Origin of the sequence: Pedococcus sp. NPDC057267 (assembly GCF_042668795.1) — a bacterium.
Classification (GTDB): Bacteria; Actinomycetota; Actinomycetes; order Actinomycetales; family Dermatophilaceae; genus Pedococcus.
Map to the genome: position 1 here is coordinate 15,836 of NZ_JBHUYG010000011.1, position 21,837 is coordinate 37,672.

General features: G+C 73.3%; 19 protein-coding genes, 1 tRNA gene and 1 other RNA gene. 16 read left to right on the plus strand and 5 right to left on the minus strand.

Features of this window, described 5'->3' with window-relative positions:
• Positions 1 to 130 precede the first annotated feature (130 nt).
• On the plus strand, positions 131 to 1,030 hold the full coding sequence (locus tag ACFUC1_RS04375; RefSeq protein ID WP_379116994.1) for a MurR/RpiR family transcriptional regulator: 900 nt from the start codon (positions 131 to 133) through the stop codon (positions 1,028 to 1,030).
• A 90-nt stretch (positions 1,031 to 1,120) separates the two neighbouring features.
• Complete coding sequence (murQ, locus tag ACFUC1_RS04380) at positions 1,121 to 2,071, plus strand: N-acetylmuramic acid 6-phosphate etherase (protein ID WP_379116995.1); 951 nt, start codon at positions 1,121 to 1,123, stop codon at positions 2,069 to 2,071.
• A gap of 168 nt (positions 2,072 to 2,239) precedes the next feature.
• On the opposite strand, the gene ACFUC1_RS04385 is transcribed toward murQ, so the two are convergent.
• Positions 2,240 to 2,327: transfer RNA gene (locus tag ACFUC1_RS04385), tRNA-Ser, on the minus strand.
• A gap of 180 nt (positions 2,328 to 2,507) precedes the next feature.
• Between ACFUC1_RS04385 and ffs the strand changes: the two genes are divergently transcribed.
• Positions 2,508 to 2,606, plus strand: an RNA gene (gene ffs / locus ACFUC1_RS04390) — signal recognition particle sRNA small type.
• 125 nt (positions 2,607 to 2,731) lie between these two features.
• On the opposite strand, the gene ACFUC1_RS04395 is transcribed toward ffs, so the two are convergent.
• Both ACFUC1_RS04395 and ACFUC1_RS04400 read right to left on the minus strand, forming a co-directional pair.
• Positions 2,732 to 4,132: a hypothetical protein gene (locus ACFUC1_RS04395; RefSeq protein ID WP_379116997.1), complete on the minus strand. Its 1,401-nt coding sequence runs from the start codon at positions 4,130 to 4,132 to the stop codon at positions 2,732 to 2,734.
• A gap of 29 nt (positions 4,133 to 4,161) precedes the next feature.
• A complete protein-coding gene (locus ACFUC1_RS04400; RefSeq protein ID WP_379116999.1) occupies positions 4,162 to 4,848 on the minus strand; it encodes an ATP-binding cassette domain-containing protein in 687 nt (228 codons plus the stop codon).
• A gap of 176 nt (positions 4,849 to 5,024) precedes the next feature.
• On the opposite strand from ACFUC1_RS04400, the gene ACFUC1_RS04405 reads away from it, so the two are divergent.
• Complete coding sequence (locus ACFUC1_RS04405) at positions 5,025 to 7,436, plus strand: DNA polymerase III subunit gamma and tau (RefSeq protein ID WP_379117002.1); 2,412 nt, start codon at positions 5,025 to 5,027, stop codon at positions 7,434 to 7,436.
• On the opposite strand, the gene ACFUC1_RS04410 is transcribed toward ACFUC1_RS04405, so the two are convergent.
• Positions 7,417 to 7,803 carry a hypothetical protein gene (locus ACFUC1_RS04410; RefSeq protein WP_379117004.1) on the minus strand — a complete coding sequence of 129 codons (387 nt, stop codon included), beginning with the start codon at positions 7,801 to 7,803 and terminating at the stop codon, positions 7,417 to 7,419. The two genes, ACFUC1_RS04405 and ACFUC1_RS04410, sit on opposite strands and share 20 nt — an antisense overlap.
• 265 nt (positions 7,804 to 8,068) lie before the next feature.
• Between ACFUC1_RS04410 and recR the strand changes: the two genes are divergently transcribed.
• From recR to ACFUC1_RS04450, 8 genes are all read left to right on the plus strand, one after another.
• Complete coding sequence (gene recR, locus ACFUC1_RS04415; RefSeq protein ID WP_310152852.1) at positions 8,069 to 8,668, plus strand: recombination mediator RecR; 600 nt, start codon at positions 8,069 to 8,071, stop codon at positions 8,666 to 8,668.
• Positions 8,661 to 9,215 (plus strand): DUF5063 domain-containing protein, encoded by a 555-nt coding sequence (locus tag ACFUC1_RS04420; RefSeq protein WP_379117006.1) that lies wholly within the window; start codon positions 8,661 to 8,663, stop codon positions 9,213 to 9,215. The genes recR and ACFUC1_RS04420 overlap by 8 nt, the downstream gene beginning before the upstream one ends.
• Before the next feature lie 160 nt (positions 9,216 to 9,375).
• A complete protein-coding gene (locus ACFUC1_RS04425) occupies positions 9,376 to 10,647 on the plus strand; it encodes an aspartate kinase (RefSeq protein ID WP_379117007.1) in 1,272 nt (423 codons plus the stop codon).
• A complete protein-coding gene (locus ACFUC1_RS04430) occupies positions 10,644 to 11,762 on the plus strand; it encodes an aspartate-semialdehyde dehydrogenase (RefSeq protein ID WP_379117009.1) in 1,119 nt (372 codons plus the stop codon). Before ACFUC1_RS04425 ends, ACFUC1_RS04430 begins: the two co-directional genes overlap by 4 nt.
• Before the next feature lie 194 nt (positions 11,763 to 11,956).
• Positions 11,957 to 12,838, plus strand: a complete 882-nt coding sequence (locus ACFUC1_RS04435) for a LytR C-terminal domain-containing protein (protein ID WP_379117011.1) — start codon at positions 11,957 to 11,959, stop codon at positions 12,836 to 12,838.
• Positions 12,839 to 12,899: 61 nt separating this feature from the next.
• Complete coding sequence (locus tag ACFUC1_RS04440; RefSeq protein ID WP_379117013.1) at positions 12,900 to 13,823, plus strand: M15 family metallopeptidase; 924 nt, start codon at positions 12,900 to 12,902, stop codon at positions 13,821 to 13,823.
• Positions 13,820 to 14,659 carry a L,D-transpeptidase gene (locus ACFUC1_RS04445; protein WP_379117015.1) on the plus strand — a complete coding sequence of 280 codons (840 nt, stop codon included), beginning with the start codon at positions 13,820 to 13,822 and terminating at the stop codon, positions 14,657 to 14,659. The genes ACFUC1_RS04440 and ACFUC1_RS04445 overlap by 4 nt, the downstream gene beginning before the upstream one ends.
• Before the next feature lie 108 nt (positions 14,660 to 14,767).
• Positions 14,768 to 15,970 (plus strand): pyrophosphate--fructose-6-phosphate 1-phosphotransferase, encoded by a 1,203-nt coding sequence (locus ACFUC1_RS04450; RefSeq protein WP_379117017.1) that lies wholly within the window; start codon positions 14,768 to 14,770, stop codon positions 15,968 to 15,970.
• Positions 15,971 to 16,067: 97 nt separating this feature from the next.
• On the opposite strand, the gene ACFUC1_RS04455 is transcribed toward ACFUC1_RS04450, so the two are convergent.
• Positions 16,068 to 17,558: an MFS transporter gene (locus ACFUC1_RS04455; RefSeq protein ID WP_379117019.1), complete on the minus strand. Its 1,491-nt coding sequence runs from the start codon at positions 17,556 to 17,558 to the stop codon at positions 16,068 to 16,070.
• A gap of 23 nt (positions 17,559 to 17,581) precedes the next feature.
• Between ACFUC1_RS04455 and ACFUC1_RS04460 the strand changes: the two genes are divergently transcribed.
• The 4 genes from ACFUC1_RS04460 (at position 17,582) to ACFUC1_RS04475 (ending at position 21,837) form a co-directional block, all read left to right on the plus strand.
• Positions 17,582 to 18,091, plus strand: coding sequence for a MarR family winged helix-turn-helix transcriptional regulator (locus ACFUC1_RS04460; RefSeq protein WP_379117021.1), 510 nt, complete (start codon positions 17,582 to 17,584; stop codon positions 18,089 to 18,091).
• Positions 18,092 to 18,209: 118 nt separating this feature from the next.
• Positions 18,210 to 19,916: an AMP-binding protein gene (locus ACFUC1_RS04465; protein WP_379117023.1), complete on the plus strand. Its 1,707-nt coding sequence runs from the start codon at positions 18,210 to 18,212 to the stop codon at positions 19,914 to 19,916.
• Positions 19,917 to 20,140: 224 nt separating this feature from the next.
• A complete protein-coding gene (locus ACFUC1_RS04470) occupies positions 20,141 to 21,379 on the plus strand; it encodes a hypothetical protein (RefSeq protein ID WP_379117025.1) in 1,239 nt (412 codons plus the stop codon).
• Positions 21,379 to 21,837, plus strand: a complete 459-nt coding sequence (locus ACFUC1_RS04475) for a hypothetical protein (protein ID WP_379117027.1) — start codon at positions 21,379 to 21,381, stop codon at positions 21,835 to 21,837. The genes ACFUC1_RS04470 and ACFUC1_RS04475 overlap by 1 nt, the downstream gene beginning before the upstream one ends.

The following is a 21,837-nucleotide window of genomic DNA, read 5'->3' on the forward strand; positions in this document are numbered from 1 at the left end:
CGGGAAACCGGGGGCAGGTGCAGGTGGGTTGCCCCGGCCCCTCGCGTCGACCGCGCAGTTCGCGTGCCGTGCCCGTGTCGCTGCGCGGCTCCTCGCGGTGGGCCGGGCCCGCAGGTCGTAGCGTGGGGCCATGGCCGCGACCGAGACGTCCCGAGACCAGGCGGCGGGCGCGCCCGGTGCCTCCCTGCTGGTGCGGCTGCGCGGGATCCGGCCCTCGCTGTCCCCGGCCGAGGACCGGGTCGCCGAGAAGGTGCTGGCCGACCCGAGGGCCGCGGCGGCCCTGACGATCAGCGAGCTGGCCTCGGCGGCGTCCACCTCGGAGACCACCGTGCTGCGGTTCTGCCGTCGCCTGGGCCTGCCCGGCTACCCCCAGCTGCGGCTGCGGCTGGCCGAGGAGAGCGCCCAGCCGCGCACGAGCACGACGCAGGACACCGACATCAGCGCCAAGGACACGATCGCCGACATCATCGCGAAGGTGGCGTTCGTCGACGCGAGTGCGGTGGAGGAGACCGCGCAGCAGCTCGACCACGAGAGCCTCGCTGCGACCGCCAGGGCGATCGCAGCCGCCAAGCGGGTCGACATCTACGGCATCGGGGCCAGCGCGATCGTGGGAACCGACCTGCAGCAGAAGCTCCACCGCATCGGCGTCGTCTCCTTCGCCTGGAACGACCCGCACGTAGCCCTCACGAGCGCCACGCTGCTGGACCGCGGCGACGTGGCCATCGCGATCTCGCACTCGGGCACGACGTCGGAGACCATTGAGGCACTCGAGGCTGCGGGGGCGCGCGGTGCGACGACCGTGGCGGTGACGAACTTCCCACTCTCGCGGCTGGCCGAGCGTGCCGACCACGTCCTGACCACCGCGGCCCGCGAGACGAGCCTGCGCTCCGGGGCGACGGCCAGCCGCATCGCCGCCCTCACGGTCGTCGACTGCCTGTACATCGCGGTGGCGCAGCGGCACCTGACGCGGGCGCGCAAGGCGGTCAAGGAGACCCGGCAGGCCGTCGCCGGGCACCACGTGGGCTCCTGAACCGACCGGCACCGCGGGCAACCGGAGCCGGCTCGGTGGTGAATTTGTGACGTCGTTGACCGCCGGATTGTGGAAAAGTACCCTGCCGACATGCCTCGCGACGTGAGCCGAGTGTCCGCGCCGACCGAGCAGCGCCACCCCGGCACCGCGGCCATCGACACCGAGCCGACCCTCCAGGTCCTGCAGCGGATCAACGCCGAGGACGCCCTGGTCGCCCCCGCCGTGGAGCGCACCCTGCCCGAGCTCGCCCGGCTCGTGGACCGGGCCGTCGACACCGTCCGTGGCGGCGGCACGGTGCACTACTTCGGCGCCGGCACCTCCGGGCGGCTCGCGGTGCTCGACGCCGCCGAGCTGCTGCCCACGTTCAACGTGCCCGAGGGCCTGGTGGTCGCCCACCACGCCGGCGGCCCCGCCGCGCTGCTGCGGGCGGTCGAGGACGTCGAGGACGACGCCGAGCAGGGCGCGGCCGATGCGCGCGACGTCCGGTCAGGCGACGTCGTCATCGGGCTCGCCGCGTCCGGACGCACGCCCTACGTCGCGGGGGCCCTGCGGCGGGCGCGCGAGGTGGGGGCCGTGACGGCCCTCGTGACGGCCGACCCGCAGGCCGAGCTGGCGACCCTCGCCGACCACGTCATCGCCCCCGACACCGGCCCCGAGGCGCTCACCGGCTCGACCCGGCTCAAGGCGGGGACGGCGCAGAAGATGGTCCTCAACGCGTTCTCGACCGCGCTGATGGTCCGGCTCGGGCGGACCTGGTCCAACCTCATGGTCGACCTCGTCGCGACGAACGCCAAGCTGCGCGGCCGCGTGCTGCGGATCCTGCAGGAGGCGACCGGGGCCGACGAGGAGACCGCCCGGGTCGCCCTCGAGGAGGCAGGCGGCGAGCTCAAGCCGGCGCTGCTGTCGATGCTCGCGGGCTGCTCCGCGGACGAGGCCCGATCCGCCCTCGACGGGCAGCATGGGTCCGTCGCGGCGGCGCTCGCCACCCTCTCGGGCGGCGGCTCGACCCCCGCCACCGCAGCCGGTGGCCAGCCCTCCTGACCGGCCCCGAGCCCGTCTTCGCCGGGCTGACTCCGTCCGGCACAGCGCATGTCTCGCGGAGGATGGGGGAACCGTCGCTCGCTCGTCCCTCGCGAGCTCCTCCCAAATCCGAGCGCTCCGGGAACGACAGAAGGACCCCACGAAAAGCATGTGGGGTCCTTCTGTCGTTGGCGGAGGATGGGGGATTTGAACCCCCGAGGGTTTTATCCCAACACGATTTCCAATCGTGCGCACTAGGCCACTATGCGAATCCTCCGCGGAGGAGGCTACCCGAGGACCGGCCTCTGCCAGAAATCGCCCTCCCAGCCGCTTCCGGGTGGCCTGCCACCGCGGTGCTCGTGCCTCGCACGGCGAACCCCAGGCCACCGGCACGGCGGGCCAGCGGGGTCCCTGGGAGGGGATTCGTCGCTGCGCTCGCGGGCCGTCTACACTGCCCACTGGCACCCCGCGTGGTGGTACCTCCCCGAACTCCCCCAGGGCAGGAATGCAGCAAGGGTAGGAGAGCTCTTCCAGGTACGCGGGGTGTCCCTGTGTCCGCAGCCGGTCAGGCGCAGCGGCGGTCGGGGCGGCGGCGGTCGGCGCAGCGGCCGGTTCCCCGAGCCGCCTGCCCCCGAACCCGCACCTCCTGCACCGTCCTCGTCGGCTCGGGTGACGCAGCCCTCAGACGCGATGGGCCTCGTCGAGCAGGCGGACGCGGCGGCGGCCGAAGAGCACGGCGGCATACGCGCCCGGCGCCAGCAGGGGCACGGCGTTGCCGGCGCCCGACCGGGTGAGCACGGCGGTGGCGCCCACCCCGGTGACGAGCGCGAGCAGCAGCGGGCGCGAGTACCAGAAGGCCACCGCGAACACGGCCGACCCGGGGGAGAACAGGGTCACCGGCGGCAGCCCGCGGAACGCCGCGAGCAGCTGGCACCCCGCGAGCAGCGGCAGCATCACCAGCGGCCACCAGACCGCGGTGGCACCCGCGTCGGAGGTCCCGGCGACTGCACCGCCGGCGGCCAGGGCGACCACGGCGTAGAGGGCCGATGGCGTCACGAGGTGGGCGATCGCCTCGACTCGGGCCGGCAGCCCGAGCAGCGCGGGCGTGCCGGCGTTGTCGCCCTGGAGCCGCAGCCCCTCGCACCACGCGCCGTACCCGAGGTGGCAGCCGAGCACCCCGGCGAAGGCGACGATGCTCGGCACCCCCGGAGCGGTCGAGTGGGCGAGCGCCCACGAGCCCGCCCCTGCGAGCACCAGACCGGTGAGCGCGACGCCCGGCGAACGGCGCAGGCCGAGCAGGTCCCGACCGGCCATGACGGCCACGGGGCTGCGCGCCTTCAGCCGGGTCCGCCGGAGCCGGGTGCCGGGAGCCGCGACGTCGAGCCGCGCGGCGCGCAGGTCGCCGGCCAGGACGGCACCGCCCATCGTCACCGCCCGGGCCGACTGGGTCCGCAGCGCGACGTGGTGCAGGGCACGCAGGGACCGGCGCTCGCGGAGCAGGGTCGACGGACCGCGGGGGCCGGTCGGCCACGAGCGCACCTGCCCCCACAGCCAGGCCGCCGCGACGGCGAGCCCGACGAGGAGCCCGGCGACGCTGGTCGGGAGCAGGACCGACGGGGCAGCGACGGCGGCCACGAGCATGCCCGTACCGGTGACCGCCCCCGCGAGGAGGCCGCCGAACAGGCAGCCGAGCAGGCTCAGCCGCCACCACCGGCGCAGCACCAGCGCCCGGTCGAGCGGGCTGGTGGCGACGTGGTCGAGGTACGGCAGGTCCGGGACGACCGGGCCGCGCAGCGATCCGAGGCGGTGCGCGAGCAGGACCAGCGCCACCACCGCGCCGCCGACGACCAGGACGCCCTGGACGCCGGTGAGGTGGCGGGAGAGCCACCTCGGGTCGACGAAGAGGAAGAAGGCTCGGGCGGCCGGGATGCCGTAGGTGAGGGACGCGATGACGGCGACGTACGCGGCATACACGACGTTGCCGCTGCCTTGGGCGGGCCGCTCGCCGCGGACCACGCCCCGCGCCTGCTCCAGCCGCTCGGCGTCCGTGCCCACGCGGTCCTGCGCCGTGGCACCTGCCACGGGGTCACCCACCGGCTCACCCAACCTGCTCACCCACCGCTGACGTCGACGACCCGGTCCGCGAGGGCCGCGGTCATGACCGGGTCGTGACAGGCCACGACGAGCGCGGTGCCGGCGGCCTTGCGCCCGAGCAGGATCGTGGTGAGCAGCTCGCGCTTGTGGGTGTCGAGGCGCTGCTCGGGCTCGTCCAGCAGCAGCACCGACGCCGGCCGGAACAGCACGAGCGCGAGGTGGAACAGCTGCTGCTGCCCCGAGGACAGCTCGTGCGGGAACCGCTCCGACAGGTGGTCGATCTCGAGGGTGGTGAGCAGCTCGTCCGCGCGCTCGTCGGCGGTGTCGATCCGGCCGCCCCACGTGGAGTCCACGAGGACGAGGTGGTCGACGACGGTGAGGTCGCGGTATGCCGTGGGCGAGCCGAGCAGCGCGCCGACGCGCGCGCGGGTGCCGGGGTCGCGCTCGTCGACGGGCGCGCCGTCGAGCAGGGCCGCGCCGGTCGAGGGCTCGAGCGCACCGGCCAGCACCCGCAGCAGGGTCGTCTTGCCGCTGCCGTTGGCCCCGCGCAGCACGACGCACTCGCCCGAGCGCACCGAGAGGCTGGTGGGGGCCAGCAGCACCGCGCCGTCGATGTCCTTGCCCACCTGCGTGGCCTCGAGGTGGACGGGGCCGGCAGGGCTCGACGGCGCCTCGCCCGCCACCCGGCTGCGTCGTCCGAACATGGGCCTCCCTCGTCGCGGCACAGTGTGTCACCGGAGCCTGCCCGGGGTGCGATCGGTGCCGCGACGGCGGTGCATCCGGTGCCGCGACGGCGGTGCATCCGGTGCCGCGACGGCGGTGCATCCGGTGCCGTGACGGCGCCTGTGCCGTGTCGGGACGGCCGACTAGGGTTCCAAGGGTGAGCACCGCCCTGTACCGCCGCTACCGGCCCGAGACCTTCGCCGACGTCATCGGGCAGGAGCACGTCACCGAGCCGCTCATGCAGGCGCTGCGCACCGGGCGCGTCAACCACGCCTACCTGTTCTCCGGCCCGCGCGGCTGCGGCAAGACCACGAGCGCGCGCATCCTCGCCCGCTGCCTCAACTGCGAGCAGGGCCCGACGCCCACGCCGTGCGGCACCTGCGACTCGTGCGTGGCCCTCGCCCGCGGCGGCACGGGCAGCGTCGACGTCATCGAGATCGACGCCGCGAGCCACGGTGGCGTCGACGACGCGCGCGACCTGCGCGAGCGGGCGTCGTACGGCCCGGCCCAGAGCCGGTTCAAGATCTACATCATCGACGAGGCGCACATGGTCACGCCGCAGGGCTTCAACGCCCTGCTCAAGATCGTCGAGGAGCCGCCGGAGCACGTGAAGTTCGTCTTCGCGACAACCGAGCCCGAGAAGGTCATCGGCACGATCCGGTCCCGCACCCACCACTACCCGTTCCGGCTCGTCCCGCCGGGCCAGCTCACCGACTACATGGCGCGGCTGTGCGAGCAGGAGGGCGTGACCGTCGCGCCGGGCGTGCTGTCGTTCGTCACCCGTGCGGGCGGCGGCTCGGTCCGTGACTCGCTGTCGGTGCTCGACCAGCTGATCGCCGGGTCCGGCGACGAGGGCCTGACCTACGAGGGCGCCGCGTCGCTGCTCGGGTTCACCGACAACGAGCTGCTCGACGCCATCGTCGACGCCTTCGCCGCCGGTGACGCCGCGGGCGTCTTCCACCAGGTCGACCGCGTCATCGAGACCGGGCTCGACCCGCGCCGGTTCGTCGAGGACCTGCTCGAGCGGCTGCGCGACCTCATCGTCGTCGCCGCCGTGCCCGACGGCGCCTCGTCGGTGCTGCGCGGCCTGCCCGAGGACCAGCTCGAGCGGATGCGCCAGCAGGCCGCCGCCTTCGGCAGCGGCGCCCTGTCGCGCGCCGCCGACATCGTCAACGCGGGCCTCACCGAGATGACCGGCGCCACCGCGCCCCGGCTGCAGCTCGAGCTCATCTGCGCGCGCGTGCTCCTGCCCGCCGCCTCCGGCGAGAGCGGGTATGCCGCGCGCCTCGACCGGCTCGAGCGCCGTCTCGACGTCGAGGGGGTCCCCTCCGTCACCCGGGCGCCGGGCGCGCCGGTCGCCACCGTGCCCATGCCCGCGTCGGCTGCTGCTTCTCCCCCGCCCGCGCCCGCCTCGACTCCGGCCCCGGCGGCACCTGCCTCGACTCCGGCTCCAGCGGCCGCCGCCTCCTCGGCCCCCGCTCCGGCAGCGCCGGCTCCGGACGCGGCCCCGGCAGCCCCACCGGCGCAGTCCCCCGCCGCCCCCGAGCCGGCGGCCCAGGCTGCTCCCGCGCGTCCCGCGGGCGACGACCGCCGCGGTCCCGGCCCCGGCGACGACGGCCCCCCGGCCGCGGCCGAGCGCCCCACCGGCGCCTCTGCACCCGAGTCCCCCCGGTCCCAGCAGACCCCTGCTACGTCCGCGCAGCGCCCCGCGGCGCCGCCCGCTGCCCCGCAGCCGGCGCCCGGGCCGTCGCCGGCCCACGGCGGCATCGACACGGCCGCGATCCGGCGGGCCTGGCCCGACATCCTCGGGTGGATCTTCAAGCACAAGCGCACGACCTGGACCCTGCTGTCCGAGCACGCGACGGTCCACGACTACGACGGCTCCAAGGTGGTCCTCGCCATCTCCACCGTCGGCATCGCGCACACCTTCCGCAGCGGGCCGCACGCCGACCTCGTCCGGCAGGCGCTCATCGACGTGCTCGGCGTGGACGCCCGGGTCGAGGGCATCCCGGTGCCCGACGCCGCGGCGTCCGCCCCCAGCGGCGCCTCGCACCCCGTCGTCACGCCCGGCCGGTCCGACGACGAGGACGACGACGCGTCCGGCGCCCCGGCCCAGACCCAGCAGCAGGGCACGGCCCAAGCAGGCGCACCGGCCGCCCCGACGGCACCCGGCCGCACGTCCGGCGGCGATGCGAGCTCGGCATACGAGCGCTCCGCCGACATGGGCCTGCCCGCGGCCCCGCCCCCGGAGAGCGGCGGCGGGGGCTGGGCCAGCGCCGCCTCGGCGCCCGACAGCGGCCCGTCGTGGGCGGCGCCGGAGCCGGGCACCGGCCCGTCGACCCCGAACCAGGCGACGACGACGGCGCCGACCGGTGGACAGGGCGGCCAGTCCCTGCTCGCGCGGGCCCAGGCAGCGGTCGCAGCCGAGCAGCCCGTCGACGCACCTCGGCGCGTGGCCGACGACAGCGTGGTCAGCGCCGACGACGAGGACATCGAGGAGCTCGGCGACGTGGGCCGCCCGGTGATCGAGCGCATCCTCGGCGGACGGGTCATCGACGAAGGCCGCTGAGACCGTGGGCGGGCGGCTCGACGAGGTGCTTGTGCGGCTCGACGAGGTGCTCGTGCGGCCGCGCCGGGGCGAGCGCACCGCGCCCCTGCCGGGCGACGAGCTGGTGCCCGACGCGGTCGTCGTGATGGACCGCGCGTTCACGCTGCCCGCACCGCCCGCCGACGTGTGGCCGTGGTTCGTGCAGCTCGGCCGGCGGCGAGGCGGCTGGTACCTGCCCGGTTGGCTCGAACGCGTCGTGCCGCCGCGGCGCCTGGCCCTGCGCCACCTCGACGCGGCCCTTCTGGGCCTGGCAGTCGGCGACGTCATCCCCGACTGGGGCGGTCGCGACGCCACGTTCACCGTGGCCGAGCTCGCCCCCGGCAGCCACCTCGTGCACACGTCGCGGCGCGGCGCGATCCGGCTGTCCTGGTGCATCGTCCTGCACCCGGCCGACGGCCCCGCGCGGGACCGGGACGAGGGTCCACCTGCGGCTGAGGCTCGGCGGTGTCCGTCGGCCGTGGGTCGGCGAGGTGGGCGGCGGTGCGCTCGACCTGCTGACGGTGGCCGGCCTGGCCGCGGGCCTGCGGGAGCGGCTGCTCGCAGGCGGCGGGTCGACGGGAGGCGGCGTCAGCGGGAGGGCTTAGGCTCGTCGTGTGTACGAAGGCGTGGTCCAGGACCTCATCGACGAGCTCGGGCGGCTGCCCGGCGTGGGGCCCAAGAGCGCCCAGCGGATCGCGTTCCACCTGCTGCAGGCCGACGCGGTCGACGTCAAGCGGCTGGTCGACGCGCTGACCGAGGTCAAGGAGAAGGTGCGCTTCTGCGCCACCTGCGGGAACGTCGCAGAGGGCGAGCAGTGCCGCATCTGCGCCGACTCGCGGCGTGACGGCAGCTCGATCTGCGTGGTGGAGGAGCCCAAGGACGTCGTGGCCATCGAGCGCACCCGCGAGTTCCGCGGCCGCTACCACGTGCTCGGCGGCGCCATCAGCCCGATCGAGGGCGTCGGCCCCGACGACCTGCGCATCCGCGAGCTCATGACCCGCCTTGCCTCCGGCGAGGTCACCGAGATCATCATCGCCACCGACCCGAACCTCGAGGGCGAGGCCACCGCCAGCTACCTGGCGCGGCTCATGCGGCCCATGGGCCTCAAGGTCACCCGCCTCGCCTCGGGACTGCCCGTGGGTGGCGACCTGGAGTATGCCGACGAGGTCACGCTCGGCCGGGCGTTCGAGGGCAGGAGGCTGCTCGATGTCTGACGACCTCCGCATGCTGGCCGACGACTGCGCCACCGAGGCCCGCACCTTCCTCTCGACGATGACCGAGGTCGCCTCCGGCAGCGAGCCCGCCGCCGCCCTGCCGATGACGCTGCTGGCGGTGTCGCAGGTCCTGCTGATGGGCTCGCGGCTGGGCGCCGTCCAGGACGTCGTCCCGGTGGAGCGCTTCGAGTCCGACCCGGGCCCGGACGTCGACGTGGACCCCCTGCGGACGGCCCTGGGCAACCTCTTCGAGGGCATCGACGACTACGCCTACGTGGTCGACCCCCTCCTCGACGTCGAGGTCGCGCGCAGCTCGGTCTCCGACGACGTCGCCGAGATCGCGCTCGCCCTGTCCCACGGACTGCGGCACTACGACGCGGGTCGCCCGGTCGAGGCGCTGTGGTGGTGGCAGTTCAGCTACCTGTCGACGTGGGGTGACTCCGGCGCCCGCGCGCTGCGGGCGGTCCTGTGCCTGCTCGGGCACGTGCGGCTCGACGCCGACGACGAGGTCGCGTCCGAGGCCGAGTTCGACGCCCTGCACCCCTGACCCGGTCGCTCCCGGCGTCAGGGTCGTGCACCCGGCGGACAGCGGCGGCGACGTCCGCGCCCGACGTCGCCGTCCGGCATACGGCACCCGCGTCTCGCCTGCCGAGCCACCGTTAGACTGTCCGCGCCGCAGCCACCGCACCACCCTGGGGAGTCCCACCGTGCCGATCGTCGTCCAGAAGTACGGCGGCTCCTCGCTCGCCGACGCCGCGAGCATCAAGCGGGTCGCCCGCCGCATCGTCGAGGCGAAGAAGGCCGGCAACGACGTCTGTGTCGCCGTCTCCGCGATGGGCGACAGCACCGACGAGCTGCTCGACCTCGCCAACGAGGTCAGCCCGCAGCCGCCGCCGCGTGAGATGGACATGCTGCTCACCGCCGGCGAGCGGATCTCGATGGCACTGGTGGCCATGGCGATCCACGACCTCGGCTACTCGGTGCGCTCCTTCACCGGCAGCCAGGCCGGCGTCATCACCGACTCCACCCACGGCAAGGCGCGCATCATCGACGTCACGCCCGGCCGCGTGACCGACGCCCTCGACAAGGGCCACATCGTCATCGTCGCGGGGTTCCAGGGGGTCAGCCAGGACACCAAGGAGATCACCACGCTGGGGCGTGGCGGCACCGACACGACCGCGGTGGCGCTCGCCGCCGCCCTCGGCGCCGACGTCTGCGAGATCTACACCGACGTCGACGGCGTCTTCACCGCCGACCCGCGGATCGTGCCCAGCGCGCGCAAGATCGACACCATCTCCGCCGAGGAGATGCTCGAGCTCGCGGCGTCCGGCTCCAAGGTCCTGCACCTGCGCAGCGTCGAGTACGCCCGCCGCTTCGACATCCCGATCCACGTCCGCAGCTCCTTCTCAGCGAAGGAGGGCACCATCGTCACCGACCACCCAGCCCAAGGAGACACCGTGGAAGCCCCGATCATCGCCGGTGTCGCCCACGACCGCAGCGAGGCCAAGATCACCGTCGTCGGCGTGCCCGACCACCCGGGCAAGGCCGCCGAGATCTTCCAGACCTGCGCCGACGCCCAGATGAACATCGACATGATCGTGCAGAACGTGTCGGCCACCGACACGGGCCTCACGGACATCTCGTTCACCTGCCCCAAGACCGACGGCCGCACCGGCGTCGAGGCGCTCAAGCGCGTCCAGGAGTCGGTGGGCTTCGCCTCGATCCAGTACGACGACCAGATCGGCAAGCTCTCGCTGGTCGGCGCCGGCATGCGGTCGCACCCCGGTGTCTCGGCGACCTTCTTCAAGGCGCTCGCCGACACCGGCGTCAACATCGAGATGATCTCCACCTCCGAGATCCGCATCTCCGTCGTGACCCGCGCCGAGGTGCTCGACGACGCCGTCCGCGCCGTCCACACCGCGTTCGGCCTGGACTCGAGCGAGGGCGAGGCAGTGGTCTACGGAGGCACCGGCCGGTGACCTCCCTCGCCTCCCGGTCCTCCCGGCCGACGCTCGCCCTCGTGGGCGCCACCGGTGCGGTCGGGCAGGTGACCCGGCAGGTGCTCGCGATGCGGGCGGACATCTGGGGCGAGGTGCGGGCCGCTGCGGCGGTCGAGGACGCCGGTGCCGTCATCGACGTCATCGGCCGGGACGTCGTCGTGCAGGAGCTGACCCCCGAGTTCTTCGACGGCGTCGACATCGCCCTGGTCGACCTGCCCGCGCCGGTCGCGGCGCAGTGGGCGCCGGTCGCGGCCGATCGCGGTGCCGTGGTCATCGACAACAGCTCGGCGCTGCGCGGCGACCCCGACGTCCCGCTCGTCGTGCCCGAGGTCAACCCGGCCCAGGTGCGCCACCGGCCCAAGGGGATCATCGCCAACCCCGGGGCGACGACCCTGACCATGGTCGGGGCGCTGAGCGCGCTGCACTCGGAGTGGGAGCTCACCGAGCTGGTCGTGTCCTCCTACCAGGCCGCCTCCGGAGCGGGCCGGGTCGGCATGGCCCGCCTCTACGACGAGCTCGAGGTCGTGGCCGGCCACCGCGAGCTGGGTCACCAGCCGGGTGACGTCCGCCGCCTCATCGAGCACGAGCTCGGGTCCGACTCGCCCTTCCCGGCGCCGTTGGCCCTGAACGTCGTGCCGTGGATCGGCCGTGCGGCGGAGGACGGCTGGACCACCGAGGAGCTCAAGATCCGCAACGAGACCCGCAAGGTCCTCGGACTCCCGGGCCTGCGGGTCGCGGCCACCTGCGTCCGGGTGCCCGTCGTCACGACCCACTCGGTCTCCGTGCACGCGACGTTCGCCCGCCCGGTCGACGTCGACCGGGCACGCCAGGCGCTGGTCGAGGCGCCGGCGGTCGTGGTGCTCGACGACCCCGACGCCCTGGAGTTCCCCACCCCCTCGGACACCGTGGGCTCGGACCCGCGGTTCGCGGGGAGGCTGCGGCAGGCACGGGACTTCCCGCACACGCTCGACTTCTTCATCTGTGGCGACAACCTGCGCAAGGGCGCGGCGCTCAACATGGTGCAGGTCGCCGAGCTGGTCGCGCAGGACCTGGCCGTGGTGGCCCGGGACGCCAGCGGCGCACGGACGCCTTGACCCGGGCGGCGCCCGCATGCACGTCGTGGTCGCCGGTGTCCACGTCGTGGAAGGCGGGCCCTTCGTCACGGGTCGGTGACGAAAACCCGGCCTAGCGTGTCGCTTGACACGGTACGGATGTGACTGGTGTGACGATTGTGACTCGAGACGGAGAGACCGGTGGCAGCCCCACCGCAGCAGAGCCAGGGGGAGACATGACGGACGAGGACCGCATCGCCTCAGACGACGACCGCACGGCCACCGAGGTCTGGCGCAAGCACCGGCTGCGCCAGATCCTGCTCTTCGTGACCGTGCCCGGCGTGCTCCTGGGCACTGCGAGCATCACCGCCGCGTACTCCGCCGGCCTCATGACGCCCCCGAAGCCCAAGCCCGCCTGCACGCCCCAGGTCGTCCCGGCCCCGGCTCGAGGGTCCTTCACCGTCAACGTGATGAACGCGACCGGGCGCTCGGGCGTGGCCGCCGAGGTGGCGGCGGGGTACGGCAAGCGCCAGTTCAAGGTCGGCGGCATCAGCAACGCCCCCGACTCCTGGTACGTCACCCCGCCGGCCGTCGTGCACTACGGCCCCGCCGGGCTGGACCAGGCGCTGCTCGCCGCCCAGCAGATCCCCGGCGCCAAGCTCTTCGAGGACGTCCGCCCCGGCACGTCGGTCGACGTCGTCGTCGGACTCGGCTTCAAGGGCCTGGAACCACTGCCCCCGCGGCTCAAGCCGATCCCGTCCGAGGTGTCGGTCAACGTCTACAACACGACGTACAAGACCGGCCTGGCCAAGGTGGTCGCGACCGAGCTCAAGGGCCGCGGCTTCAAGGTCAAGGACGTCTCCAACGACCCGCTGCGGACGATGCAGCTCGGCACGGCCGTCATCCGCTACGGAGAGCTCGGCGACCTCAACGCCGCCCTGCTGGCCGAGCACGTCCCCGGTGCCGAGCTCGTCAAGGACACCCGCGCGGACGCCTCCGTCGACCTCGTGATCGGCAACGCGTACACCGCCCTCGTCCCCGCCGCTGAGGTCCCGCCGCTCCCGCCCCGGCCCAAGGCCGTGACGCCCACGGTCGCGCGGCCGTGCTCCGACGGCTGAGTCCGCCGCGGCCGGACCCGACTTGGCCCAGCCGGGGTGCGCGGGGCACAGTGGTGTCCCGATGCAGTCCCGACGCCGGTATGCCGTAGCCCCCGCCTGCCTCGCCGTGGCCCTCGTGGCCGGGTGTGGCGGGTCACCCGACCGCACCGCTGCCGCGGCGCCGGCGCCGTCCGTGTCCGCGCCGTCCTCGTCCTCGACGAGCGACTCCCCGACCACGCCGCCGCCGACCACCACGACGTCGGCGGCCTCGACGCCGCGCACGGCGACGCCGTCCAGCGCGACCCCGACCACCCGGGCCGCCTCGGCCTCTGCCGGCGCGCTCCCACCCGTGCCCCTGGCCGGCGCCGAGCCGACGGTCCGGTTCCCGCGCAACGAGCCGGCGGTCGGCGCCGGGGCGAACGCGACCATCGGACCGGTCCCGGACCCGGTGTGGGCCCGGATGGTGGGGTACTCGTGGACGCAGGGGTGCCCGGTCGGGCGCTCGCAGCTGCGCTACGTGCAGGTCAACTTCTGGGGCTTCGACGGGGCGCGGTCGCGCGGCGCCGTGGTGGTCAACGCCAGCATCGCGGACGCCGCGGCGGCCGGGTTCACCCGGTTGTACGACCTGCGGTTCCGGATCCGGCAGATGCGGCCCATGGACTCGAGCTGGGGCAGGAACCCCAAGGGGCCGGGCGCCGACGACTACGCAGCCATGCGGGCCGACAACACCTCCGCCTTCAACTGTCGCTACGTCGGCGGACAGGAGGCGTCGAAGGTGTACAGCAAGCACGCCTACGGCACGGCGATCGACGTCAACGACTTCGAGAACCCCTACGTCGACAGCGACGGTACGGTCTACCCGGGCACCTACTGGCTGCACCGCCGGGGCCCCGCGCCAGGGGTCTTCTCCTCCAGCGGCAGCGACGCCGTGCGCGCGTTCACCAGCCAGGGCCTGCGCTGGGGTGGCCTGTGGTCCCAGCCCGACTACCAGCACTTCGACCGGTGAGCGCCCGTCCCCGGCCGTCCCGGCCCGCGCTCGCCGTCGCGGCTGCGGCCCTGGTGGTGCTCACCGGCTGTGGTGGCGCAGCTCCTTCTACCTCCTCCACGAGCACGGGCTCCAGCACGTCCACGACGACGACCACGACCCCGGCCTCCACCACGACGGCGACGACGACCACCACGACCCGGCCGCCGGCCCCCACACCGACCCGCACCACCCCCACCAAGCTCCCGACGCCGACGGCCACCGCATCCCACAGGGCGGCCACGACGACCGCGTCCAGCCCGCGCTGCAGCGTGCCGACCGGGGTGACCGCCACCCAGGTGGTGCTGGTCAAGGGGTCCGGCTCCTCCGCCACGGTTCGCGCCTGCCGCCGAGTCTCGGGCACCTACCAGCTCGAGCTCGGCCCCTACTACGGCCACGTCGGGCTCAACGGCGTCACCTGGTCCAAGCGCGAGGGCGACCTCATGACACCCGCGGGCACGTTCCCGCTGCGCGGCGGCTTCGGCGTCGACGGCAACCCCGGCCTCGCGCAGGGCTGGTTCCGGGTGGACGCGAACGACGTCTGGGTCGACGACCCGGCCTCCAGCCTCTACAACACCCACCAGCGCGCGCCGGCGAGCGGCCGCTGGTCCTCCGCCGAGCCGCTGCTCCAGGTCCCGGCGTACGACTACGCGCAGGTCGTCGGCTACAACGAGGCCCGAGTGCCCGGCAAGGGGTCCGCGATCTTCTTCCACGTGGACAAGGGCCGCGGCACCGCCGGCTGCATCTCCCTGCCCACGGCGTCCTTGCTCGCGGTGTTCCGCTGGGAGCGCCCCGGCGCCGTCATCTCGATCAGCTGACCGCCGGGCCCCGAGGTCGCGAGGCGCGCCCGGCCGCGACGCACCCGAGGTCACGACGCACCCCGGACGGCTCTGGCCGCCGGGACGGGGAGTTGGCAGAGTGAGGGCATGACCGACGTGCGCACTGTCGCCATGCTCACCGCGGGTGGCCTCGCCCCCTGCCTCTCGTCCGCCGTGGGCGGCCTCATCGAGCGGTACACCGAGGTCGCGCCCGACGTGCGGATCCTGGCCTACCGCAACGGATATGCCGGCCTGCTGACCGGTGACTCCGTCGAGGTCACGGACGACGTGCGCAAGGTCGCGCACCGGCTGCACGCGTTCGGCGGCAGCCCCATCGGCAACAGCCGGGTCAAGCTCACCAACGTCGAGGACTGCGTCCGCCGCGGGCTGGTGCAGGAGGGGCAGGACCCGCTGCAGGTCGCGGCCGAGCAGCTCACGGCCGACGGCGTCGACGTCCTGCACACCATCGGCGGCGACGACACCAACGGCACCGCGGCCGACCTCGCGGCATACCTGCGCGAGCACGGGCACACCCTCACCGTGGTGGGCCTGCCGAAGACCATCGACAACGACGTCGTCCCGATCCGGCAGTCGCTCGGCGCGTGGACCGCGGCCGAGCAGGGCGCGATCTACGCGCGCAACATCGTCGCCGAGCACTCCTCGAACCCCCGGATGCTCGTCGTGCACGAGGTCATGGGGCGCAACTGCGGCTGGCTCACGGCGGCCACGGCGCTCGAGCACCACCGCTGGGTGCAGGGGGCCGACTTCGCCGGCTGGCTCGAGAACTCGCCCGAGCGCTGGGACGTGCACGGTGTGTACGTGCCCGAGCGGCCGTTCGACATCGCCGAGGAGGCCGACCGGCTGCGGGGGCTCATGGACCGGGCCGACGGCGTCAACCTGTTCGTCTCCGAGGGTGCCGGGGTCGCCGAGATCGTCGCGTCGATGGAGCAGGCCGGCGAGGACGTGCCGCGCGACCCGTTCGGGCACGTGCAGCTCGACAAGATCAACCCCGGCGCGTGGTTCGCCAAGCAGTTCGCCGCGCAGCTCGGCGCCGACAAGGTCCTGGTGCAGAAGAGCGGCTACTTCGCCCGGTCGGCCGCGCCCAACGCCGCCGACCTGGAGCTCATCCGCCGCTGCACGACGTATGCCGTGGACGCGGCCCTGCGCGGCGAGGCCGGTGTGGTGGGCCAGGACGAGGAGCGGGGCGACGAGCTGCGGGCGATCGAGTTCGAGCGGATCAAGGGCGGCAAGGCCTTCGACCCCTCGGTCGACTGGTTCGCCGGGCTGTTGCGGGACATCGGCCAGGCCTAGCTCGTGTGACGACAGACCTGGGTGACGTGACCGGCACCCGGCTCTCGCAGACTCCGCGTCCGGGCGACGGATCCGGGGATCGTGACGTCATCGCGGCTCAGGACGTGGTGTCCCCGGCGGGAGCCGGGTCGGCGGTCTGCCGTCGGCTCGCCGCGCTCGTCCCGGTCCGGGCGAGCGAGCGGTCCACGAGGGTCACCACCAGCATCGCCAGTGCGACGCCGGAGGCGAAGAGGGCGATCTCGTGCAGTCCGGCGGTGTCCGCGGAGGATCCGAGGAACAGGCCGCTCGCGGACGAGGCCACGATCGCGCCGAGGTACATGAAGGTGCGCAGCAGGCCCGCGGACGACGCGATCCGGTCGGCCTGGGCCTGGTGGTAGACCGCGTTCTGGTTGGCGAGGCTGAGCAGGCCCTGCGGCACGCCCAGCAGGAGCACCACCCCGACGAGCACCACGACGCTGCTGTGCGCCCCCAGGCCGAGCATGAGGAGCGTCGCCACGACCTGGACCGCCCCACCGACGAGGAGCTTGCCGCGGATCTCGGGGTGTCGCCCGGTCGTGGTCGACACGACGATGGCGGTGGCGAACATGGGCAGCAGCACGAGGCCCGCGACCGACGGTCGCAGCCCGCGACCGTCCTCGAGCCACTGGGTGAAGCCGTAGAGGACCACGTAGCTCACGGTGGCCGACAGCATCATCCGCACGTAGGTCAGGGCCAGGGGCAGGTTGCCGCGCAGGACCCGGAGGTCGACGAACGGGGCGCCACTGCGCAGCTCGACGACGACGAAGCCGGCACCCAGCAGCACGGCCGCCACGAGCAGCCACGGCGTCGCCGTCTGCAGCCGCATGAGCCAGAGCAGCAGGGTGACGAGCGCCCCGGCGAACAGGATGATGCCCGGCAGGTCGAGCGTGGCGGCCAGCGAGCGGGCGCGACCGGCACTGCCAGCGGACCCACCGGCACACGCCTGACCCTGTCGGGCGGCGTCGTCGCGCCCGCCGGGGTCGTGGGGGAGCCGTAGCCAGCCCAGGACGAGGCACGCGACCGACAGCGGGATGTTGACGGCGAACGTCGAGCGCCAGCCCCAGACGCCGATGAGCAGGCCGCCCAGCGGGGGCCCGATCACGGCGACGGTCTGGTTCGCCACGGCGAGGACGGTGAGGATGCCGGCGGGCGAGGACTCGCCCGTGCGGTCGGCCTCGCGCCGGATGAGGTCCATCGAGCTCGGGTACCCCGCGCAGGTGCCGATGCCGAGGACGACGCGGGCCACCACGAGCCAGCCGAGGTCGGGCGCCACCAGGCCGAGCACCCCGGCCAGCCCCACCAGCGCCGTGCCGGTGAGGTAGACGGCCCGGGGTCCGACGAGGTCGACCAGCCGGCCCACGACGGGTTGGCCGACGGCGGTCGCGAGGTAGAGCGCGGAGATGAGCCAGACGGTCTGGGACGGCGCCGCGCCGAGGTCGTGCCCGATCGGCACGAGTGACACGGCGATGATCGAGCTGTTGACCGGGTTCAGCACCGAGCCGAGCACCATGGGTGCCACGAGCCGCCGGTCGAACCGGCTCGGCTTAAGTTCCTTAGATGTACTAACCATTACCTTAGGTATACTAATCGCCCATGGACACCCGTGCCAAGCCCGCGAGCAGCACCGGCAGCAACGCCGCCAACGGCTCCGGTGACCGGCCCGCCCCCCCGGCCGGCCCGGCAGAGGGCGAGGACGAGCTCGTCTTCGCGGTCAAGCACGCCGTGAGCCGGGTCTACAGCCGGTTCCGCTCCGAGCGCGTCGAGGGTGACCTCGGCGAGGTCGCCCTCTCGGTGCTCGCCCGCATCGAGAAGTACGGCCCCCACACGCTCACCGCCCTGAGCCAGTACCACCGGGTGACGCCGCCCTCGATGAGCCAGGCGGTCAACCGCCTCACCGGGGCGGGTCTCGCCGAGCGGGTCCCGGACCCCGACGACGGCCGGCGCGTCCGCATCGCCGCGACCCCGGACGGCGCCAGGGTGTCCCGCGAGGCGCGGGCGCGTCGCAACGCCTGGCTCAAGGCGTGCCTCGACGACCTCCCCGAGTCCGACAGGAGGGTGCTCGCCCGGGCCGCCGAGCTGCTGACCCGCATGGCCGACTCCTAGCCACTGCCCGTGCCGTAGCCGCTGCCCGACTCCCAGCCACTGCCCGTGCCGTCGCCGCGGCCGAACCCCGGGTGGCCGCACCCTTGCGGAGCCCGCACGGGCGTAGCAGGGTCGGGCCATGGCACCCAGCACCGCCACCACGGCATACCGCGCAGCGCGCGACCAGCTCGTCTCCCTGTTCGGCCGGCACGACGACGCCATGCGCGAGTTCCGCTGGCCCGACGTGGGTGAGCGGTTCAACTGGGCGGTCGACTGGTTCGACGCCATTGCGCGCGGCAACGACACCACCGCCCTGTGGATCGTCGAGGAGGACGGCAGCGAGCAGCGGCTCACCTTCGACGAGCTCGCCTCGCGGTCCGACCAGGTGGCGGTCTGGCTGTCGGATCTCGGTGTGGCACAGGGCGACCGGGTGCTGCTCATGCTCGGCAACCAGGTCGAGCTGTGGGAGACCATGCTCGCGGTCTTCAAGCTCGGGGCCGTCGTCATGCCGACCACTGCCGCCCTCGGGCCCCACGACCTGCGCGACCGGGTCGACCGCGGCGGTGCGAAGGTCGTGGTGGCCAACGCCGCGGACGCGCCCAAGTTCGCGGAGGTGCCTGGGAGCTACCTGCGCGTGGTCGTGGGCGAGTCGCAGGGGTGGCACTCCTACGCCGATGCGTATGCCGTGCAAGGACATCCGTTCGAGACGACCACCGCGCCGTCGGACCCGCTGCTGCTCTACTTCACGTCCGGGACGACGAGCAAGCCCAAGCTCGTCGAGCACACGCAGGTCTCCTACCCCGTCGGGCACCTGTCGACGATGTACTGGATCGGCGTCCGGCCCGGCGACGTGCACCTGGCGATCAGCTCGCCCGGCTGGGCCAAGCACGCGTGGTCGTGCTTCTTCGCGCCGTGGATCGCCGAGGCGACCATCTTCGTCTACAACTACGCCCGTTTCGACGCCGCGGCGCTGCTCGAGCAGATCCGCAGGGCCGGCGTGACGACGTTCTGCGCCCCACCGACGGTGTGGCGCATGCTGATCCAGGCCGACCTCGGCGGCTCCGACGGCAAGGGTTCGCTGCGGGAGCTGCTGGCCGCGGGGGAGCCGCTCAACCCCGAGGTGATCACCCAGGTCGAGAAGGCGTGGGGCATCACGATCCGCGACGGGTACGGCCAGACCGAGACCACGCTGCAGGTCGGCAACATCGCCGGCGACCGGGTGAAGCCGGGGTCGATGGGACGGCCCATGCCCGGCGTCCCGGTGGAGCTCGTGGACCCGCTGACGGGCGAGCGCGCGGACGAGGGCGAGATCGTCCTCGACCTGTCGCAGCACCCGGTCAACCTGATGATCGGCTACCTCGGCGACGAGGAGCGGCAGGCCGAGGCGATGGCGGGCGGTTTCTACCACACCGGCGACGTCGCCCAGCGGGACGAGGACGGCTACATCACGTACATCGGGCGCACCGACGACGTGTTCAAGGCGAGCGACTACAAGGTGTCGCCGTTCGAGCTCGAGTCGGTCCTCATCGAGCACCCCGCCGTGGCCGAGGCCGCGGTCGTCCCGGCGCCGGACCCCACGCGCCTGGCCGTGCCCAAGGCATACATCGCGCTGGCGGCCGGGCACGCGCCCGACGCGGAGACGGCGAAGTCGATCCTGGCCCACGCCCGCGCCAACCTCGCGCCGTACCTGCGCGTGCGCCGCATCGAGTTCTACGAGCTGCCCAAGACGATCTCGGGCAAGATCCGCCGGGTCGAGCTGCGTGACCGGGAGCAGCGGGCGTTCGACGGCGGGACGTCGCTGTCGGAGGAGTTCCGCGACGAGCAGTTTCCCGAGTTGTTCCGCTGAGCCCCGTGCCACGGGACCCTGTTCCGCTGGGCCCTGTTCCGCTGAGCGGCAACGGAGCCGGGCACTTGGGTGGATAGGGGACAAAGCCTGCCCGCCTGCCGCCAGTCGCCTCCGCCCGGGGCTCCTTGACCCCTGTCACGCGGGTTCGGTCCCGGGTACCGTGAAGTGCGGTGGTTCCGCCAGGGCCGCCGACCGCACGACCGGGGCAAGCGGGCCGGGGGCACATGCGCACCTACCCATATGCGTTCCACGTCGCCCTCGACGGCAACGGGCTGAACGGGCTCGAGGGCCGGGCCGGCGTGTGCCTGTTCCACTACGACCCCGAGACCGGCGACCACGCGTACAAGGTCACCTACTTCGACGGCGCCTCCGGTGGTCACGCGCCCAACGTCGACCCCGGTCGCCGGATCGGGTTCCTGGGCAACACCGGCCAGCACCTGCTCTTCTACGACCTCGCCACGCTCGAAGAGGCGGACCGGGTCTCCACCCTGCGCTTCGAGGTGCCAGACACGACGATCAAGGGCAGCACCCACCTGGTCTGGCTGGACGACACGCAGTTCGTCACCTCGATCGGCGAGCACCTCTGGAAGTTCGACGTCAACCGGCTCACCAAGGCCGAGCAGGTCGCGCCGCACCAGCTCAAGATCCCGCACGCCATGAAGCGCACGGCCTCCGGTCGCTACGTCGTCTACGGCGGGATGGACCACCCGACCCGCGGCGAGGCCAAGGAGGTCGGGATCCTCGACACCGTCACCGGCGAGGTCCGGCGGGTGCCGCTGCCGACCACCTGCTGGCACGTCGTCTGCCACCCGGTGCTCGACGTGTTCTACGCCATCTCGTTCCGCGTGCACCCCGCCGACCGCACCGACTACGAGCACTGGGGCATGGCGTGGCTGCGCCAGTACGCGTTCGAGATCGACGCCGAGGACGGTCGCGTCGTCCGTCACTGGACCGGTGACCGCGACCTGCCCGCACACGTCAACTCGGACGTCACGATCTCCGACTCCGAGCTGATCTTCTGCACCGGCGGCAGCCACACCGTCGTCCTCGTCGACCTGCTCACCCTGAGCCACCACCGCCTGATCGACGAGCACCCGGGCGCGCTGGAGAGCCTGGCGCTGACGCGCCAGAGCGCGAGCACGATCGCCGAGTCCTTCATGCGCGGCAACGTCTTCGGCAACAGCCACCTGTATGCCGAGTCGCTGCGGGTGAGTCGCGGGGCGTTCGTCGACGGCATCTACGCCTGCCAGCTCTCGGCCGACCAGACGCTGCTCTTCACGGCCAACCGCGGGCAGAACCACATCACCGTCTACGACTACCCGTCGCTGGAGCTGCGCGACCGCGTCGTCATGCCGGAGCTGCAGGACCTCGACCCGAGGGTGGGCGCGTTCGGCGACCCGCGCCTCGGCTTCCACCACTCCTACCTCGTCAGCCCACCCACGCCCACGGCAGGAGAGCCCTGATGGCCGACTACAGCATCGACACCACCGTCTACGGGGGCAGCACCCTCAGCTCGGACGTGACCGCCGACGTGACCTCCACACTCACGGGGCTCGACGACATGAAGCTCACGCTGGCCGGGGGGACGACCAACACCAACAACGGCACCAACACCGTGCACTCCGACGCGACGATCACCCTCGAGCCGGTGACGACCACGTCGACGGTGAACACGACCTCGAACCTCGAGAGCCGGTCCAGCGTCGACACCACCTCGTCGGTGGACCTCAAGCCGGTGGCCGTGGACACGTGCGTCCGCCTGGAGCTGGGGCCGCCGCCCGCCACGGAGGTGTGCACGCCGTACGAGCAGACGTGGGGCTGGTCGGTCCTCGGCCTGGAGCTGTTCTCGCTCACGGTGCGGGGGCGGGCCACCGCACACATCCGACCCGAGCACCACGGCCCCGTCGTGATCGACCTGTGA